Source organism: Roseibium sp. M-1, assembly GCF_054515675.1.
Genome location: NZ_CM137257.1, coordinates 3,252,574 through 3,271,390 on the forward strand (window position 1 = coordinate 3,252,574; position 18,817 = coordinate 3,271,390).

At 62.9% G+C, this 18,817-nt stretch carries 13 protein-coding genes; 7 read left to right on the top strand and 6 right to left on the bottom strand.

What is annotated here, in order from left to right; all coding sequences use genetic code 11:
- Nucleotides 1-2: 2 nt before the first annotated feature.
- The 5 genes from ACX3M4_RS14680 to ACX3M4_RS14700 form a co-directional block, all read right to left on the bottom strand.
- Entirely contained in the window at nucleotides 3-1,109 is a 1,107-nt protein-coding gene (locus ACX3M4_RS14680; protein ID WP_459359295.1) for an ABC transporter permease, read from the bottom strand.
- On the bottom strand, nucleotides 1,106-2,659 hold the full coding sequence (locus ACX3M4_RS14685) for an ABC transporter ATP-binding protein (protein WP_459359296.1): 1,554 nt from the start codon (nucleotides 2,657-2,659) through the stop codon (nucleotides 1,106-1,108). Before ACX3M4_RS14685 ends, ACX3M4_RS14680 begins: the two co-directional genes overlap by 4 nt.
- Nucleotides 2,660-2,734: 75 nt before the next feature.
- The gene (locus ACX3M4_RS14690; RefSeq protein WP_459359297.1) at nucleotides 2,735-3,730 is read right to left on the bottom strand and encodes a BMP family lipoprotein; all 996 of its coding nucleotides are present in this window, start codon (nucleotides 3,728-3,730) and stop codon (nucleotides 2,735-2,737) included.
- 84 nt (nucleotides 3,731-3,814) lie between these two features.
- On the bottom strand, nucleotides 3,815-4,816 hold the full coding sequence (locus tag ACX3M4_RS14695) for a BMP family lipoprotein (RefSeq protein WP_459359298.1): 1,002 nt from the start codon (nucleotides 4,814-4,816) through the stop codon (nucleotides 3,815-3,817).
- A 68-nt stretch (nucleotides 4,817-4,884) separates the two neighbouring features.
- Nucleotides 4,885-5,868, bottom strand: coding sequence for a sugar-binding transcriptional regulator (locus ACX3M4_RS14700; RefSeq protein WP_459359299.1), 984 nt, complete (start codon nucleotides 5,866-5,868; stop codon nucleotides 4,885-4,887).
- Between the two features lie 847 nt (nucleotides 5,869-6,715).
- Between ACX3M4_RS14700 and ACX3M4_RS14705 the strand changes: the two genes are divergently transcribed.
- From ACX3M4_RS14705 to hrpB, 4 genes are all read left to right on the top strand, one after another.
- Entirely contained in the window at nucleotides 6,716-7,567 is an 852-nt protein-coding gene (locus ACX3M4_RS14705) for a DUF1194 domain-containing protein (protein WP_459359300.1), read from the top strand.
- 290 nt (nucleotides 7,568-7,857) lie between these two features.
- Nucleotides 7,858-8,289, top strand: a complete 432-nt coding sequence (locus tag ACX3M4_RS14710; protein WP_459359301.1) for a methylglyoxal synthase — start codon at nucleotides 7,858-7,860, stop codon at nucleotides 8,287-8,289.
- Nucleotides 8,286-9,317, top strand: coding sequence for an ROK family protein (locus tag ACX3M4_RS14715; RefSeq protein ID WP_459359302.1), 1,032 nt, complete (start codon nucleotides 8,286-8,288; stop codon nucleotides 9,315-9,317). Before ACX3M4_RS14710 ends, ACX3M4_RS14715 begins: the two co-directional genes overlap by 4 nt.
- A gap of 11 nt (nucleotides 9,318-9,328) precedes the next feature.
- Nucleotides 9,329-11,800, top strand: coding sequence for an ATP-dependent helicase HrpB (gene hrpB / locus ACX3M4_RS14720; protein WP_459359303.1), 2,472 nt, complete (start codon nucleotides 9,329-9,331; stop codon nucleotides 11,798-11,800).
- Between the two features lie 203 nt (nucleotides 11,801-12,003).
- Here the strand turns inward: hrpB and putA are convergent, their stop codons facing one another.
- Nucleotides 12,004-15,144 (bottom strand): bifunctional proline dehydrogenase/L-glutamate gamma-semialdehyde dehydrogenase PutA, encoded by a 3,141-nt coding sequence (gene putA / locus ACX3M4_RS14725; RefSeq protein ID WP_459359304.1) that lies wholly within the window; start codon nucleotides 15,142-15,144, stop codon nucleotides 12,004-12,006.
- Nucleotides 15,145-15,285: 141 nt separating this feature from the next.
- On the opposite strand from putA, the gene ACX3M4_RS14730 reads away from it, so the two are divergent.
- The 3 genes from ACX3M4_RS14730 (at nucleotide 15,286) to ACX3M4_RS14740 (ending at nucleotide 18,809) form a co-directional block, all read left to right on the top strand.
- Entirely contained in the window at nucleotides 15,286-15,741 is a 456-nt protein-coding gene (locus ACX3M4_RS14730) for a winged helix-turn-helix transcriptional regulator (protein ID WP_459359305.1), read from the top strand.
- Nucleotides 15,742-15,880: 139 nt separating this feature from the next.
- Nucleotides 15,881-17,095, top strand: a complete 1,215-nt coding sequence (locus tag ACX3M4_RS14735; RefSeq protein ID WP_459359433.1) for an ABC transporter substrate-binding protein — start codon at nucleotides 15,881-15,883, stop codon at nucleotides 17,093-17,095.
- A 10-nt stretch (nucleotides 17,096-17,105) separates the two neighbouring features.
- On the top strand, nucleotides 17,106-18,809 hold the full coding sequence (locus tag ACX3M4_RS14740) for an ABC transporter permease (protein WP_459359306.1): 1,704 nt from the start codon (nucleotides 17,106-17,108) through the stop codon (nucleotides 18,807-18,809).
- Nucleotides 18,810-18,817 lie beyond the last annotated feature (8 nt).

Below are 18,817 nucleotides of genomic sequence, written 5' to 3' on the forward strand. Positions count from 1 at the left end.
GATCATGCCTCCTTCGTGGTCAGGGCCCTGGAGGGCGTGAACAATCGGACGATGGCGGGCCGGAACATGTGCTCAAGCGCACCGGCAAAGAGGATCACCAGACCCTGGATGACGATGATCATGTCGCGGGTGATGTTCGGCATTTCGAACGAGAGCTCGGCGCCGCCCTGGTAGAGCATGCCGAAGAGGATCGAGGCCAGGATGATGCCGACCGGATGGGCGCGGCCCATGAGGGCGACCGCGATGCCGACGAAGCCGTAGCCCGTGACGAAGTCGATCAGCAGGCGGTGCTGCGATCCCATGATCTCGTTGATTGCCATCATGCCGGCGAGACCGCCGGAAATGAGCATGGTGACGATGATGATGCGCACCGGAGAAATACCGGCATAGATGGCCGCGGTCGCATTGGCGCCGAAGGAGCGGATCTCGTAGCCGAGCTTGGTGCGCCAGATCAGCAGCCAGACGAGAATACAGGCAGCGAGCGCCACCATCAGGGACAGGTTGACCGGTGCATAGCCGAAGCCGAGCGAGGGAAAGAGGTCGTTCAGAAAGGGAATGCGGCCGCCATCTTCGAAGGTGCGCGTTTCCGGCTGCATCGAGCCCGGCTTCTTCAGCGCATTGTTGAGCAGATACACCATCAGCGAGAAGGAGATGTAATTGAACATGATGGTGGTGATGACGACATGGCTGCCGCGCTTGGCCTGCAGCCACGCCGGGATGAACGCCCAAGCCGCCCCGGCCAGTGCCGAGCCGATGATCGCGAAAGGCAGCGTTATGTACCAGGGCACGTACTGGTCCAGCGCCAGACAGGCGATGGCAACACCGAGGCCGCCGACATAGGCCTGCCCCTCGCCGCCAATATTGAAGAGCCCCGCATGGAAGGCCACCGCAACGGCAAGCCCCGTGAAGATGAAGTTGGTGGCGTAGAACAGCGTGAAACCGAAGCCCTCGGCATAACCGAGCGAGCCCCAGAGCAGGATCTGCACGGCATCGAGCGGGTTCTCGCCGATCAGGACCACGACCAGGCCCGAAACCAGAAAGGCTGCTGCCAGGTTCAGGAACGGGATCAGGCCGTAATCGACCCAGCGGGGGAGCTGACCGGCACTCATAGGGCGACTCCTTCAACGGCGTTCTTGTTGTCTTCCACGCCGGCCATCAAGAGGCCGAGTTCGCCTTCCTCCGCATCGGCACCGCGTTCGCCGACGATCCTGCCGTCGAACATCACGAGTACACGGTCAGAGAGTGCCCGGATCTCGTCGAGTTCCACCGAGACAAGCAGGATGCCCTTGCCCGCGTCGCGCAGCTCGACGATGCGGCGGTGGATGAATTCGATGGCACCGATATCGACACCGCGGGTCGGCTGGCCCACCAGCAGCACTTCCGGATCGCGCTCGATCTCGCGGGCGAGCACGATCTTCTGCTGGTTGCCGCCGGAGAAGTTGGCGGTCTTCAGCATCGGGTTGGGCGGACGGATGTCGTATTTCTCGATCTCGGCGACCGCGTTCTTCCTGATGGCGCCGAGGTCCATCAGAAGGCCCTTCGAATAGGCCGGGTCGCGGTGATAGCCGAGAATGGAATTCTCATATTCGGCAAAGCTGTTGATGAGCCCCATGCGGTGCCGGTCTTCCGGCACGTGGCCCATGTTCTTGGCCCGCATGTCGGCGGCGTCCAGAGTGCTGGTGCCCAGATCAATAGTCTCGCCGTTGATCTTCAGCGTGCCCCTGGTTGCCCGGCGGATGCCGGAGAGGGTTTCCAGGAGCTCCGACTGGCCGTTGCCGGAGACGCCGGCAATGCCGACGATCTCGCCGGCGCGGACCTGGAAGGAGACATCCTTGACGACCTTGACGCCGCGGCTGTCGGTCACCGTCAGGTTTTCGACTTCCATGACGGGCGCCTTGGGCTCCGCCGGCTTCTTGTCAACACGAAGGAGTACGCTGCGACCGACCATCAGCTCGGCAAGCTCTTCCATGGAGGTCTTGGCCGTTTCGCGGGTCGCCACCATTTCGCCGCGGCGCATGACGGACACGGTGTCCGTCGCCTTCATGATCTCGCGCAGCTTGTGGGTGATCAGGAGAACCGTCTTGCCCTCGTTCTTCAGCACGTCGAGGATCTTGAAGAGGTGGTCGGCCTCGGCCGGGGTGAGGACACCGGTCGGTTCGTCCAGGATCAGCACCTCGGCGCTGCGATAGAGCGCCTTCAGGATTTCCACGCGCTGCTGCAGGCCCACGGGCAAGTCCTGGATCAGGGCGTCCGGATCGACGCGCAGCTCGTATTCCTCTTCCAGGCGCTTCAATTCCACGCGGGCGCGGCTGAGGCCACCGGCGAGCAGTGCGCTGTCCTCGGCGCCGAGCACCACGTTTTCCAGGACCGAGAAATTATCGACCAGCATGAAGTGCTGATGCACCATGCCGATGCCCATGCCGATGGCGTGCTTGGAATCGGAGATGGTGACTTTCTTGCCGTTCACCAGGATGTCGCCGTCGTCGGCGTGGTAGAAGCCGTAGAGAATGGACATCAGCGTGGACTTGCCCGCGCCATTCTCGCCGATGATGCCGTGGATGGAGCCCTTCTTCACCACAAGGTCGATATCCTTGTTGGCGTGTACGGGTCCGAAGCGCTTGTTGATGCTGCGCAGTTCGATTGCCGGCGTATCGCTCATGCCGTCCCCCAGGCGTGACTGTTTTTCTTTGTCATTGTTGTTGCCCCTTCGCCGCTTCCGGCCGTGCCTTTCCCCTCAGAAAGGACACGCGCCTTCGGTGACGACATCGTGAACCTTGATGGTTCCGTCCGAAATACCGGCCACCGCCGCGTCCGCCGCGGCTTTCATGTCCGGCGTGATCAGATCCTTGTTGTTGTCATCGAGCACCCAGTCCATGCCGCCGTCGGCGACGCCCAGAACCTGGATGCCGGGCGTGAAGCTGCCGTCCTTGGCCGACAGGAAACTGTCAAAGACAGCATTGTCGACACGTTTGCGGATCGAGGTCAGCACCTTGCCGGGATGCAGGCCGTTCTGGTTGCTGTCCGTGCCCATGCCCAGAACGCCGGCATCAGCGGCAGCCTGAAGCACGCCAAGACCGGTGCCGCCTGCAGCCTGGATGACCACGTCCGCACCCTGCTTGATCTGGCCGCGCGCCAGCTCGCCGCCGCGCACCGGATTGGCAAAAGCGGCCGGGGTGTCGCCGGTCATGTTGAAAAGCACCTTGATGTCCGGATTGACGGACTGAGCACCCTGCTTATAGCCGCACAGGAAACGGTGAATGATCGGAATGTCCATGCCGCCGACAAAACCGATGGTTCCGCTTCTGGTGGCCATGGCGGCAAGCACGCCGCCGATATAGGCGCCTTCCTGTTCCTTGAAGACATAGGAGCGCACATTCGGTTGATCGACGACCATGTCGACGATAGCAAAGTCGGTTTCCGGAAAGTCCGGCGCCACCTGTGCGAGCGCATTGGCCTGGTTGAAGCCGATGGCAACGACCGGCGAATTGCCCTTGGCAGCAAAATTGCGCAAAGCCTGCAGGCTCTGGGCATCGCGCTCAAGTTCGAATTCGCGCACCGGCTCGCCTGCCGTCTCCTGGAACCGCTTGACGCCGGAAAAGGCGCTCTCGTTGAAGGAGCCGTCGAACTTGCCACCGACGGAATAGACGATGGCCGGTTCGGCCAGGCTTGCCGTCGCGGTCATGACGACGGCGCAGGCCGCGGCAGCGACCCCTGATGTGAAACGGAACATCCGGTCCCCCAAGACTGGCTGGGCGCAAGAACATTAAATTAAAGCCAGGCCCCGCGCTGGCGCGCGGGGCCCAGTACGACTGCCTTACATCGGGCAGGCCTGGTCGGCCATGAAGTCGTGGACTTCGATCTCGCCGGAGATGATCTTCTGGGTCGCTTCTTCGACCTTGGCTTTCATCTCGTCGCTGACGAGTTCGGCATTGTTGTCGTCGAGCGCCCAGTCAACGCCGCCTTCCTTGAGGCCGAGGACTTCGAAGCCGGAGGACCAGCTGTCGTTCTGTGCATCTTCGAACGCCTGGTAGACGGCGATGTCGACGCGCTTCAGCATGGAGGTCAGGACGGAACCCGGATGCAGGCCGTTCTGGTTGCTGTCGACACCGATGCCGAGCTTGCCGGCGTCGGCAGCTGCCTGCAGGACGCCGATGCCGGTGCCGCCAGCTGCGTGATAGACGACGTCAGCGCCGCGGTCGAACTGGGACTTGGCAAGCTCGCCACCCTTGACCGGGTCGTTCCAGGCAGCGCCGGTGGTGCCGGTCATGTTTTCGAACACTTCCGCGTTCGGGTTGGTGGCCATGACGCCCTGCTTGTAGCCGCAGGCGAACTTGCGGATGAGCGGAATGTCCATGCCGCCGACGAAGCCGACCTTGCCGGTTTCGGAGGACATCGCGGCCAGCATGCCGACGACGTAGGAGCCTTCATGCTCCTTGAAGAGGATGGACCGCACGTTCGGCAGATCGACGACCATGTCGACGATGGCGAACTGGGTGTCCGGGAATTCCTTGGCAACCTTTTCGACCGCGTTGGCCTGGGAGAAGCCGATTGCGACGATCGGGTTCATGCCGCGCTTTGCGAAGTTGCGCAGGGCCTGTTCGCGCTGGCTGTCGTTCTGGATTTCGAAATCGCGGTATTCGACGCCCGTGTCTTCCTTGAACTTCTGGGCGCCGTTGTAGGCGGCTTCGTTGAACGACTTGTCGAAACGGCCGCCCAGGTCGTAAAGCACTGCCGGCTGAATTTCAGCTGCCAGTGCGCCCGCGACAGAAAAGGCCAGTCCGGCAAGCGCAGTGCCGATGGTAAGAAGCTTTTTCACGTTTATGTCCTCCGACATGCGGGGGCCTGCCTTTTGGCCGGCCCATTTCCCCTCGAGACCCAGCCGCGTTATGCGGACTGTGCCAGCTGCAATCCGGCCCGTGCGCTCAGAGCCCTCGCAAGGGTCTCGTCGCTCACAAGGTCGGTAATGACACCGGTGCGCAGGGCCGCAAGCGTGGCATCCACCTTGCTCTCCCCGCCCACCAGCGCAATCACTCGGCGCCCGCGCACTTCGTCGAAATGCAGTCCGACGGCGCAATCGCCGAGCGGATCGGGTGCCAGCTTGCCTTCGATCGTCAGGAAGCGGCCCATCAAATCACAGACGGCGCCTCCCGACAGCAAATCTTCCTGTTCCTTCTTGGAAATCATGCCCCGCTGCACGAGGTGACCCTCGTTCTCCACCGAGCCGATGCCGATGAGGAAGGCTTCCGACTGGCGCGCGCGCTCCATCAGGTCCTGCACGCTGCGCTGGGTCAGGAACATCGCCTTTTCGTCCTGATTCTCGGCGAAATAGGGGACCGGCAGATAATAGCCGATGCCACCGGTGCGTTCCTGCATCTTCTGCACGATGTCGTAGGGGTTGGCGGCGAGCGTGCGGGTCAGCGAGCCGCAGATCGACATGATTTCAAGGTCCGGACGCGCGATCTTCGGCAGGGCCTCCACCGCCGCCGTCAGCGTGCGGCCCATGCCGACGCCGAGGCGGGTGACGTTCTGACCGCTCAGGAGACCCGACAGGAATTGGGAGGCCGACACCGCGACCGCCCTCAAGGCACTGTCGTCATCGCCGCCACCGAGATCCGGCGCGATGATACAGTTGGTCAGCTGGAAATGCTGGGTCAGTTCCTTTTCCAGTTGCAGGCACTCCATCGGACGGCCGTCGACCTGGAACTTGACGAAGCCTTCGCGCTGGGCATGGGCAATAAGCCGGTGTACCTTTGCAGGAGACACACCGAGCTGGGAGGCAATTTCTCCCTGCGTGCGGCCGCCAACAAAGGAGAGCCATGCCGCACGGATCGCCATGTAGGATCCCCAGTCATCGTCGCGCGCATGCATATCGCGTCGGAACCTTCCCTCTGGCCGGACCTGCGGAGAACCGCCGGCAGCCGGCACTGCCTCGCCCTCTTTCGGGGCTTTCCTTCCCGGAGCGCCCGAGAGCGTCTTCCGAAAAATTATTCACCTAGTGAGAATTTCTTCAGATCATGACCAGCCTCGTGGCTGCCGTCAACTAAAAAAACTGCTGATATTCTGGCGGTATGATGCATTTCTGGGCAGCAAACCGGACCGGTGACCACTTCTGATCGTCGGCAATTTCTGCCTTGCGGCGATTCCGGTTTATGCAAAACCGGCAAAAATTGCCTATTTGTTCGGCAATTTATTCCTAGCATCGGAAAAAGCAGTTTCGTGAACGCGCCCTTTCCGGACGGCTCGCCCCTGTTCCCGCAGACGAAATTTGGCCCGACCGGCGTCTACCGGCTGCCCAGTTTTTGGCCATGCCTTTTTGTGCAACAGGGCCGAATGCCTGCCTGCCAGGCTATTTCCGGCCAGGCTTCACGAAAAATTTCATGCGAAATTTTCCGAAGGATTCGTCTTACAAATCACGATCTTACGTTTACGTAAGCCGCTACCCAGACCCGCATGGAGAAGAATTTGCCTAGCATTTCCGGAACATAGACACCATCTGTGGATATTATACGCACTCCGTGCACATTCACTTTGTCGGCAAAGATTATTCCGTTACGTTTGGCATGTAGCTTGCTAAGTAAATTTCCAAGCACATGCAAGGCATTCAGCCAATGCCTTGTTAGGAATCACGAGAAACGAAAAGATAAGGAATCCAATAACAAAATAAACAGGGGAGACGTGGCACCACAGCCGGAAGGCTGAAATAAGGAGAACGACCATGCGTCTCGACATAACAAAAAAACACTGTGCACTGACAGTTGCGGGTTTACTGTCTCTCATCTGCGCGGCCACCTTGACCGCCGCCCCTGCCGCAGCCCGGGATTACCGAGCGTTGCTGGCATCGTCGCAATTCAGCTACGACCCTGCCAACGAAGTTGACGTTGAGCTTGTCCTGGCTGTCGACATCTCCCAGTCAATGGATACGGAAGAACAGGAAGTGCAGCGCGCTGGTTATGTGGCCGCCCTCACCTCCCAGGAATTCCTCGATGCCATTCAAGTCGGCCCGATCGGCCGTGTCGCCGTTACCTATATGGAATGGGGCGGAGTGGACGAGCACTTCATCGTCGCCGAGTGGATGGTGATCCAGGATGCGGGCTCAGCCGCCCATTTCGCTTCCAAGATTGCAGAAGCGCCGCTCCGCCAGGTGCAGCGCACCTCCATCGCCTCGGCACTCGAAAAGTCCGTCTTCCTGGTCCAGAACAACCAGTATCAGGGCCTGCGCCAGGTGATCGACATTTCCGGCGACGGCCCGAACAACCAGGGCGGATCCGTCACCGCCATGCGCGATCGCATGATTGCCGCAGGCGTGACCATCAACGGCCTGCCGCTGATGATGAAATCGAACAAGAACACCTGGCAGGCCATGCTGAACCTCGATCATTACTACGAGGATTGCGTGATCGGCGGCCCGGGCTCCTTCGCGATCCCTGTCCGCAGCCAGGAAGGCTTCGCAGATGCCATCCGCATGAAGCTGGTCATGGAAATCGCCGGCCTGCACATGCCGGAACCCGATGCCTATTTCCAGAAAGCCTCCGGGCGCGAACCGATCCGCTGCAATCTGTTCGACTAGGCGCACATCTCCGTTCTCCAATCAGACTGCCGCGTTCCGGACCGGAACGCGGCTTTTTCTTTGTCCGTCTGGTTCCCGGTTTCCGCTGAGGCACAACTTCCCTGCCGCTTCCCTTCATCTTCCTTTGCCTAAAGCGCTTTGAACGGCTAAACACGTCCCGCCGTCTCCGCTTCGCACCCAAGCAAACCGTGTCCCGCACGAAAGGCCTGCTGCGCGGCACTTTGGAATCGGCCGGCTTTCGGATATTCAATCGATCCAGATTGACTTTCCGCGGACTTAGAGGATGACCGATGCCCGCCACGCCTACCCTTGCGCTCGTCGCGCATGACGCCAAGAAAGACGCCATGGTCGAATTCGCGATGCGCCACATGGACAAGCTGGCCGCCTTCGATCTCGTCAGCACCGGCACCACAGGCGGCCGTATTCTGGAAGCCTGCCCGCAACTCAACATCACGCGGCTGAAAAGCGGGCCGCTCGGCGGTGACCAGCAGATCGGCGCCATGATCTGCGAGGGCAGGCTGCAGGGTCTCTTCTTCTTCGTCGATCCCCTGTCGCCGATGCCGCACGATGTCGACGTCAAGGCGCTGATGCGGCTTGCCCTTGTCTATGACATGCCGATGGCGCTCAATCCGTCGACCGCAGATATCCTGCTGCGCTCCGCCCGCCTGCAGGGCCTCAAGACCACCTCCGCGACCCCAGAAGTTGGCGCCGTTTCCTCATGAGTTTTTCAAGCAGCCCCAAATCCTTTGCCTATCCGGTTCTGGTGGCCGACATCGGCGGCACCAACGCCCGCTTTGCACTGGTCGACAACGCCGAAGCGCCGACCCGCATGTGCGGCAAGACGGCGACCGCAGACCATCCGGATATCTCCTCCGCCATTCGCGAGGTCGTCCTGCCTGCGACCGACCCCAGGCCCCGCACCGCGATCATTGCCGTTGCCGGCCCTGTCACCGGCGACCGGATCCCGCTCACCAATGCGGCTTGGGTGATCGAACCGTTGAAAATGATCGCCGATCTCGGCCTTGAGGAAGTCATCGTTCTCAACGATTTCGAGGCCCAGGCGCTGGCCCTTCCCGGCTATAGCGGCGGCGACATAGAACAGATCGGCGGCGGCGCGATCCGCACCGCGAGCGCCAAGTTCGTACTTGGCCCCGGAACAGGCCTTGGCGCTGCCGCGATGATCTATGCCTCCGACACCTGGATCCCGGTACCTGGCGAAGGCGGCCATGTGGAACTCGGCCCCGTGTCAGCGGAAGATGTCGCCATCTGGCCGCATATCGAGCTGGTCGGCGGCCGCCTCGGCGCCGAACAGATCCTCAGCGGCACCGGCCTGCCCCGGCTCGCTCGCGGCGTTGCCGCCTCCATGAAGGCGGAGCGAACCTTCACGACAGCCGCAGACATCACCACCGCAGCAGAAGCCAACGACCCCGTTGCGGTGACGACGCTAGAGGTTTTCGCCCGCGCGCTCGGCCGTGTCGCCGGCGATTTCGCCCTGACCGTTCTGGCGCGTGGCGGCGTCTATCTCACCGGTGGCGTAACGCCCAGGATCAGCCGTTTCCTGACCGATGGCGGGTTCCGTGCGGCTTTCGAGGCGAAGGCCCCGCATGAAGCGCTGATGGCAAAGATCCCGACCTTCATCGTCCGCCATCCGGACCCGGCCCTGGAAGGCCTTGCTTCCTATGCCCGCGCGCCGGAGGCCTTTGCCGTCGACATGCAGGGCCGGCACTGGCCCGCAATCAACGCAGGCTGACGCGGTCCGCGATGCCCTACGTCCCCGCCTTCGGGACACCGCTGCCGATCGACGGTGTCCTGCCGCAACTGCTGCAGGTGCTCGAGAACAACACGAACGCGGTGCTTGTCGCGGAACCCGGCGCCGGCAAGACGACCCGTGTGCCGCTGGCGCTCCTGAATGCGAGCTGGCGGGGCGACGGCAGGATCCTCGTGCTGGAACCCCGGCGCCTGGCAGCACGGGCAGCCGCACGGCGGATGGCGAGCGAACTCGGCGAACAGCCGGGCGAGACTGTCGGTTACCGGGTGCGCATGGAGACGAAAGTCAGCGCCAAGACACGGATCGAAGTCATCACCGAGGGGGTCTTCACCCGCCTCATTCTGGACGACCCGGAACTGACCGGTGTCGCCGCTGTCCTCTTCGACGAATTCCACGAGCGTTCGCTCGACGGCGACCTGGGCCTCGCACTTGCCCTCGACGTGCAATCCGCTCTGCGAGAGGATCTGCGTCTGTTGCTGATGTCCGCGACGCTGGACGCGGCCGGGATCTCGAAGCTGCTGGGTGACGCGCCAGTTATCGAAAGCAAGGGTCGCAGTTTCCCGGTCGAGACGCGCTATCTCGGCCGCACTCCGACCGAACGCATCGAGCCGCAGATCGTCAGGGCCATCCGCCAGGCGATTGCGGAAGAAACCGGTTCAGTGCTCGTTTTCCTGCCCGGTCAGGGCGAGATTCGCCGCACGTCGGAGATGCTGGACGGCAAATTGCCCGGCAATTGCCAGGTGGCGCCGCTTTTTGGCGGGCTTGATGCCAAGGCCCAGGATGCCGCCATCCGGCCTGCGGAGCCAGGAACCCGCAAAATCGTGCTGGCCAGCGCCATCGCCCAGACCTCTCTCACCATCGAGGGTGTCCGCGTCGTCATCGACAGCGGACTGGCGCGCGTGCCGAGATATGAACCGCAGACAGGTCTGACGCGTCTGGAAACCGTGCGCGTCTCCCGCGCCTCCGCCGACCAGCGCCGCGGCCGTGCCGGCCGGACCGAGCCCGGAGCCTGCTACCGTCTGTGGGACGAAGCCCAGACCGCCGCCCTGCCGCAGGCCGAGGCGCCGGAAATCCTCGAAGCCGATCTCACCGGTCTTGTCCTTGATCTCGCTGCCTGGGGCACCTTCGATACCGCCGAACTCACCTTCGCCGATCCTCCGCCGCAGGCCGCGTGGTCCGAGGCCAAGTCCCTTTTGACCGACCTTCATGCGCTCGACGGCAGCGGCCGCCTGACTGAGGATGGCAAGGCCCTCGCCAGGTTGCCGCTGCATCCGAGGCTGGCGCATATGCTGATCGAAGGCTCCGCCAAAGGCCTCGGCTATACGGCTGCCCTTATCGCCCTCCTTCTCTCCGAACCCGGCCTCGGCGGCCGCGACCAGGATCTGCGCGCCCGCCTTCAATCCCTGCGGCACGACAAGAGCCAGCGGGCAAAAGATGGCCGGATGCTGGCCGAACGCTGGCGGAAACAGGCCGGCGGATCAGGGCGCGACTTGGAGACCGAAAGCGCCGGCCTGCTGCTGGCGCTTGCCTATCCGGACCGGGTCGCGCAGCAACGCGGCCAGACCGGCCGTTTCCGCCTCGCCAATGGACGCGGAGCAGAACTGGAAGCCGAACACGGCCTCGCGCGGGAAGCTTTCCTGACGGTCGCCGATATTCAGGGCAAGGCCGCCAGCGGCCGCATCCAGCTCTGCGCGCCGATTTCCAAGGCGGATATCGAGGACCTTTTTGCTGCCGACATCGTCACGGAAGACGAAGTGCAGCTCACCGGCGAAGGCACGTTGAAGGCACGGCGCGTGACGCGCTACAAGGCGGTCGAACTGAAATCGGTGCAGATCCAGTCCGCCGATCCGGAAGCCGTGGAAAGGGCCCTGATCACCGAGATACGCCGGCGCGGCATTACCCGCCTGCCATGGAGCAAGGATCAGGAGCGCCTGCGGAAGCGGGTCGCCTATGCACGGGAGAACGGCTCGGAAGACCTGCCGGATCTCTCCGACGCCGCGCTTACCGAAACGCTCGAAAGCTGGCTGCAGCCCTATCTTGGCGATGCGACCAGCCTCAACGCCATCGACGCAGCCATCCTCGGCAACGCGTTGTCATCCCTGCTGCCTTACGACGTGAACGCCAGGCTAGACGACCTCGCCCCGTCCCACTTCACCGCTCCGACGGGCAGCAAGGTGCCGATCGACTACGGCGCTGCCGCCGGCCCGACGCTGTCGATCCGCGTGCAGGAACTCTTCGGCCTCAAGGACCATCCGAGCGTTTGCAACGGAAAGCTGCCGCTGATCCTGGAACTGCTCTCCCCGGCGCAGCGGCCGATCCAGATCACGAAGGATCTCCCCGGCTTCTGGAAAGGCTCCTGGACCGATGTGAAGGCGGACATGAAGGGGCGCTATCCGAGGCACCCGTGGCCGGACGACCCGACGGTGGCCGAGGCGACGCGAAGGGCGAAGCCAAGGGGGAGTTAAGGTCAGCCCTTCAACTTTTCACAGCATAGTCCCCCTCCCCCTTGTGGGGAGGGGCTAGGGGTGGGGGTATCATCGAAAGCCAATATTACCGCTTCGCGGTTCACCCCCATCCCTAACCCTTCCCCACAAGGGGGAAGGGAACAAGTCTGAACTCGTGGCAAAAGTTTGAACTCCAAACGCCTTCACGAACCGCGACTTGGAAATCAATCGTCCGACGCCGCCACCAGGCTGGCGTTGCCGCCGGCGGCCGCGGTGTTGATCGACACCACCTGTTCCAGCGCAAACCGCGTCAGGTAGGCCGGGCCACCGGCCTTGGGGCCGGTGCCGGAAAGGCCGGAGCCGCCGAAGGGCTGGGTGCCGACCACCGCGCCGATGGTGTTGCGGTTGACATAGACGTTGCCGACGGAGAGCCGGTCGACCACACGCTTCACCGTGGCATCGATGCGGCTGTGAACGCCGAGCGTCAGGCCGTAGCCGGTGCCGGCGATCTGGGTCAGCACCTTGTCGAGGTCGCCCGCCTTGTAGCGGACGACGTGCAGGACCGGGCCGAAGACCTCACGGGTGAGCGCTTCTGCCTTGTCCAGCTCGATGATGTGCGGCGCGACCCAAGAGCCGTTGGCGAGCTTGCCTTGCGGCGTCTTGCCCGCATAACGCAGCTTCTGGCTCTCCTTCATGTCGTCGACATGGGAGAGGATGTTGTCGCGGGCTTCCTCGTCGATGACCGGGCCGATATCGGTCGACGGCAGGCGCGGGTCGCCGAGGGCAAGCTCCTTCGCCGCGCCTTCCAGCATGTCCAAGAGATGATCGGCGACATCCTCCTGCACATAAAGCAGGCGCAGGGCCGAGCAACGCTGACCGGCGGAGCGGAAAGCGGACATCATGACGTCGTCGCAAACCTGTTCCGGCAGCGCCGTCGCATCGACGATCATGGCATTGATGCCGCCGGTCTCTGCGATCAGCGGAACGATCGGGCCGCGCTTGGCTGCCAGCGTCCCATTGATGGCCCAGGCGGTTTCGGTGGAGCCGGTGAAGGCAACACCGGCAACCGCCGGGTGGGAGGTGAGTGCCGCGCCGACATCGCCTTCGCCCGGGATCAGGTAGAAGGCATCCTGCGGAATTCCGGCCTGATACATCAGCCTGGCGGTCTCATAGGCGATCAGCGGCGTCTGCTCGGCCGGTTTGGCGACGACGGCGTTGCCTGCCATCAGGGCGGCACTGATCTGGCCGAGGAAGATCGCCAGCGGAAAGTTCCACGGCGAAATGCAGACGAAGACGCCGCGGCCGCGATAGCGGTAGCGGTTTTCTTCGCCTGTCGGCCCGGGCATCAACCGGCCTTCGCCAAAGAGATTGCGCGCTTCGGCGGCGTAGTAGCGGCAGAAGTCGACGGCCTCACGGATTTCGGCGATGCCGTCGGTGAGGCACTTGCCGGCTTCCAGCGACAGGATGGTCATCAGCCGGTCGCGGTTTTCTTCCAAAAGGTCGCCGACCTTGTCGATCGCGGCGGCTCGCTCTTCCACCGGCTTGCGCGACCAGGCCTCGAAGCCCCTCTGTGCGTTCTCGACCGCCAGGCGTGCCGTTTCCTTGTCGGCAAAGCGCACCGTGCCGACCTTGGTGGACCCGTCTATCGGCGAAAAAACGGGATTTGCATCGCCTGCCGGCTTCAGCCCTGCGCCAAGCGGACCGGCTTCGGTAAAGGGTGCCGTCGTCTTGGCCATGCCGGTGGTCAGGAGGTTGCGCTCCGCTGCGCAACCGAATTCGACGCCGTCCGAGTTGCGGCGGCTGTCGCCATAAAGGTCCTTCGGCATCGGGATCGAGCGGTTGGCGGCGTGGTGGCCGTTGTCGAGGATTTCCTTCGGCCGCTTCAGCATCTTTTCAACCGGCACTGAGGCATCGCCGACGATTGTGACGAAGGACGAGTTGGCGCCGTTTTCCAGAAGGCGGCGGACGAGATAAGCCAAGAGGTCCTTGTGGCCGCCGACGGGTGCGTAGATGCGGCAGGGGAAGCCGTCGCGCTCGACGACAGATTTATAGAGGCTCTCGCCCATGCCGTGCAGGCGCTGGAACTCGTAGCCCTCTGCCTTGCCGCCGGCGAGTTCGATGATCTGGGCGACAGTCAGCGCGTTGTGGGTCGCAAATTGCGGGTAGAGCACGTCGCGCGCTGCCAGCATGCGCTTGGCGCAGCACAGATACGACAGATCCGTGGCCGCCTTGCGGGAGAAGACCGGATAGCCTTCGGCGCCACCTTCCTGGGCATGCTTGATTTCCGTGTCCCAGTAAGCGCCCTTCACGAGGCGCACCATCAGCTTGCGCTTGGACTTGCGGGCGGCGTTCACAAGCCAGTCGATCACGTGGACGCCGCGCTTCTGATAGGCCTGGACCGCGAGACCGAAGCCGTCCCAGCCCTCGGTGACCGGATCGGTGAGCATGGCGGCGATGATGTCGAGGGAGATTTCCAGGCGATCGGCTTCTTCCGCGTCGACCGTGAAGTTGAGGTTGCGGTCCTTGGCCATCTGGGCCAACTCACGCAGCTTCGGCAGCAGTTCGTCACGCACGCGATCGCCATTGACGGCCTGGTAGCGCGGATGCAGCGCGGAGAGCTTGACCGAGATGCCCGGGCGGTTCGGCAGCGGCTTGTCGCCGGCGGCCTTGCCGATGGCTTCGATCGCCTTGGCGTAGGACTTGAAATAACGCTCCGCATCCTTCTGCGTGCGGGCACCTTCGCCCAGCATGTCATAGGAATAGCGGTAGCCCTTGGCTTCCTGGGTCTTGGCCCGGTCGAGCGCCTTCTGGATGGTTTCACCCAGCACGAACTGGTGGCCGAGCAGGCGCATGGCCTTGCGGGTGGCAACGCGAACGGTCGGCATTCCGAGGCGCTTGACGAGGCTGGAGAGGATCGACTGCGGCGTGTCGCCCGGGTGCAGCAGGCGGGAGGTAACGCCCAGCGCCCAGGAAGAGGCGGAGACCAGCCAGGTGTCGGATTTCGGACCGGACGGATCGTCGAAACGGGCAGCGGCAAGCTTGTCCTCGATCAGCTTGTCGGCGGTCTTGGCATCCGGCACGCGCAGCAGGGCTTCGGCGAGCACCATCATGGCGAGGCCTTCGCGGGTGGTCAGGCCGAACTCGCGCATGAAATCTTCGACGCCGCCAAGACCCACCTGGACGGAGCGCATGTCCTCGATATAACCGCGGGCGCGCTGGTCGATCAGCTTTTCAACGACGGGATCGGTCGCGGCCTCCTTCAGGAGCGCTTCGACAAGCGGCTTGTCATCAGGGGCATAGGCCGCACGGAACGGCTCGAGTTCGGACGTATCGATTGTCTTCATGGCTGCAGACGTTGCGGTCATGAGAACCTCCCAAAGGGGCCGCGCAGGGCCGGGTCATTAGATTTCGCCAAAATATCTGAATTTGAGGGCCGATTTTCGCTATTTTTAATTCAAACTTCCGTGTATTCCTTTGCCAAACTTGAAACCGGAGAGAAATTCACTGTGCTTGATGCAATCGACCGGCGCATCCTGAAAGTGCTTCAGGAAGACGGCCGCATAACCAACACGGACCTCGCGGAAAGAGTAAACCTGTCAGCGACCGCAACGGCCGAACGCATGAAGCGTCTGGTTCGCGAAGGCTACATCGAACATTTCTCCGCCAGCCTCGATCCGAAGAAGGTCGACCGGGGCCTTCTGGTCTTTGTCGAGATCCGGCTGGAGCGCACCTCTCCGGAGATTTTCGAAGCCTTCAAGATCGCGGTGGAACGCTCACCCGATATCCTGGAATGCCACATGGTGGCCGGCGGTTTCGATTATCTCATGAAAAGCCGGGTCAAGGACATGGAAGCCTATCGCGCCTTCCTCTCCGACGTGGTTCTGGCCCTGCCCGGGGTGCGCGAGACCCACACCTACGCGGTGATGGAGGAAATCAAGGATACGCATATACTTCCTGTTTGATCCGGCCAGTTTGATCCCGCCGGTTTGATCCTGCTTCAGGGGACCGCGTTCACAAAGCCTTGTCTTGACCGTGCGCCGTGGCACGGGCGAGGGAACGGAAACCGGACAGATCCGCAACAGGGGAAAACACATGAGACGCATCCTTGCCGCCGCGCTCGGCCTACTCGCCACCGCAGCTCTACCGATTGCCGCCGGGGCGCAGGACACCACCACGGACGCCGCCTGGCAGAAGGTGCTGGACGATGCGAAGGGCGAGACCGTCTATTTTCACGCCTGGGGCGGCGAACCGCGCATCAATGCCTATATCGACTGGGCTTCGCGAGAGGCGGAGCGGGACTTCGGGGTGCGCGTCCTTCAGGTGAAGGTCAGCGACACGGCCTCCGTCGTCTCGCAGGTCCTGGCGGGAAAGTCCGTCGGCAAGACCTCCGGCGGTGCAGTCGACCTCATCTGGGTCAACGGCGAGAATTTCGCCGCCATGAAGACCCAGGGCCTTCTGGCGGAACCTGGCTGGGCCGAGACCCTGCCGAACTGGCAATATGTGGACGTGGAAAACAAACCCACCGTCAGGATAGATTTCACCGTGCCGACGGACGGCCAAGAAAGCCCCTGGGGCATGGCCAAGCTGGTCTTCATCCACGACAGCACCCGCCTTGGAACGCCGCCTGCGACCCTCGATGATCTACTCGCCTACGCCAAGGCGCATCCCGGCCGGATCGCCTATCCGCAGCCGCCGAATTTCTACGGCACCACCTTCCTGAAACAGGCCCTCATCAACACCGTGAAAGATCCCTCCGTGCTGTCGAAGCCGGTTGACGAGGCAAGTTTCGAAGACGTCACCGCACCACTCTTTGCCTGGCTTGACGATCTTCGGGGAGCGCTCTGGCGCCAGGGCAAGGCCTATCCGAAGGATGCTGCCCATATGCGCCAGCTGCTGGCTGACGGCGAACTGGATATTGCATTCACCTTCAACCCCTCCGACGCTTCCGCCGCGATCGCAAACGGCGAGCTGCCCGAGACAGCCCGCAGCTTCGTGCTGGACGGCGGCACCATCGGCAACACCCACTTCGTCGCCATTCCCTTCAACAGTTCCGCCAAGGCCGGGGCGAAGGTCTTAGCCAACTTCCTGCTGTCGCCAAATGCGCAGGCGCGCAAGCAGGATCCGGAAATATGGGGCGATCCGACGGTGTTGAATGTTGCCGGGCTGCCGGCGCAGCAAAAAACCTGGTTCGACGAGGTGGATCTCGGACCCGCAACCCTGACGCCGGAAGAGCTGGGGCCCGTTCTGCCCGAGCCGCATCCAAGCTGGGTCAGCGCGCTGGAAAAAGCCTGGATTGCCCGCTACGGCGCCGAGTGAGCACCGGGCCTTGCGCATACGGCACAGAAGCCTTCCGGATCTTCCCACTGTCCTGGTGACAATGCTGCTGGCAGGTCCTGTCCTCGCAGGTCTCGCCGGCACGATCCTTCCCGCCTTCGGCTACCTGCCGGCCATTGGGCGAGACGCCTTCTCGCTCGGTCCGGTCCGGCAGCTTTTCGCAAGTCCCGGGCTGGCGACCTCGGTTGCCCTCAGCTTCGGCACAGGCCTTGCCGCCTCTCTGCTGTCGCTGGCCATCGTGCTTCTCTTCACCGCCGGCTGGGCGGGAACGGCGACATTCCGGCGCCTGACCCGCTTCCTGTCGCCGCTTCTCTCCGTGCCCCATGCGGCAGCCGCCATCGGGCTTGCCTTCCTGATCGCGCCCTCCGGTTTTCTGGTGCGGCTTTTCTCGCCCTGGGCAACCGGCTGGACGCGCCCGCCGGATATTCTGATCCTGAACGATCCCCTCGGCATAGCCATGACCCTCGGCCTTGTCGCCAAGGAGGTGCCGTTCCTGTTTCTGATGGTGCTTGCCGCACTCAACCGGCCAAACCTCACGGACTTTGCCAAGGCCGGCAGCAGCCTCGGGTATGGCCGCATGGCGACCTTCTTTCTGGTCGTGCTGCCGCAGATCTACCCGCTGATCCGCCTGCCGATGCTGGCGGTCATCGCCTATGCGACCTCCGTGGTCGATGTCGCCCAGATCCTGGGCCCCACGACCCCTGCCCCGCTCGCGCCGCGACTGGTCACCTGGATGAACGATCCGGACCTCACAGGACGGCTGATGGCCTCGGCCGGTGCTCTGCTGCAGCTTTTGGTCAGCGCGGTGGCACTCTGTCTTTATCTCATTCTGGAGCGTGTTGCTTATGGCGTCCTGCTGGGCGGCTTTGTCAGGGGACGCCGCTTCCGGCAAGAAGGCATCTTCAGGGCCACAAGTGTCCTGCCGATGCTGACGATCATCGCCGGCATGGTGCTTTCTCTCGGATTACTCGCCCTCTGGACCTCGGCCCGCTCCTGGTGGTTTCCGGCGGCCCTGCCGCAAAAATGGGACCTGATGCAGGTGACGGAAACGCTCGCCATGAGCACGCCGCTCATGACCGCGACGCTGGCGCTTGCGGGCTCAGCAGCGGTGCTTTCAACCGCATTGACCCTTTGGCTGCTGGAAGCCCGCAGTCACCGCGGCAAAAACACCGAACGGCGGTTGAAAGCCCTGATCTTCCTGCCACTGCTCGTGCCCCAGGTCGGGTTCCTGTTTGGACTGCAGATCCTGTTTCTGCTGCTGGATCTCAGCGGTACGTTCCTGTCGGTTCTGTGCGTGCATCTGGTTTTCGTCGTACCCTACGCGGTGCTCGCACTCAGCGATCCGTGGAACCGGCTCGACCCCCGTTATGCCAAGGCGGGCGCGTCTCTTGGCGCCTCACGCTTGCGAATCTTCTGGCAGATCCGTCTGCCGCTGCTGCTGCGTCCGGTTCTCGTCACCTTCGCCGTAACGGCGGCGGTGTCCGTCGGCCAGTATCTGCCGACACTCATGATCGGTGCCGGCCGCATCGCCACCGTCACGACGGAAAGCGTTGCGCTTGCCAGCGGCGGCAACCGCCAGCTTGCGGCACTCTATGCGCTATTACAATTGCTTGTGCCGCTGGCCGGTTTCACACTGGCCGCACTCGTTCCCGCCGTTGCCTTCCGCAACCGGGCGGCATTGCGGCTGGAAAGATGAGGCCAGGA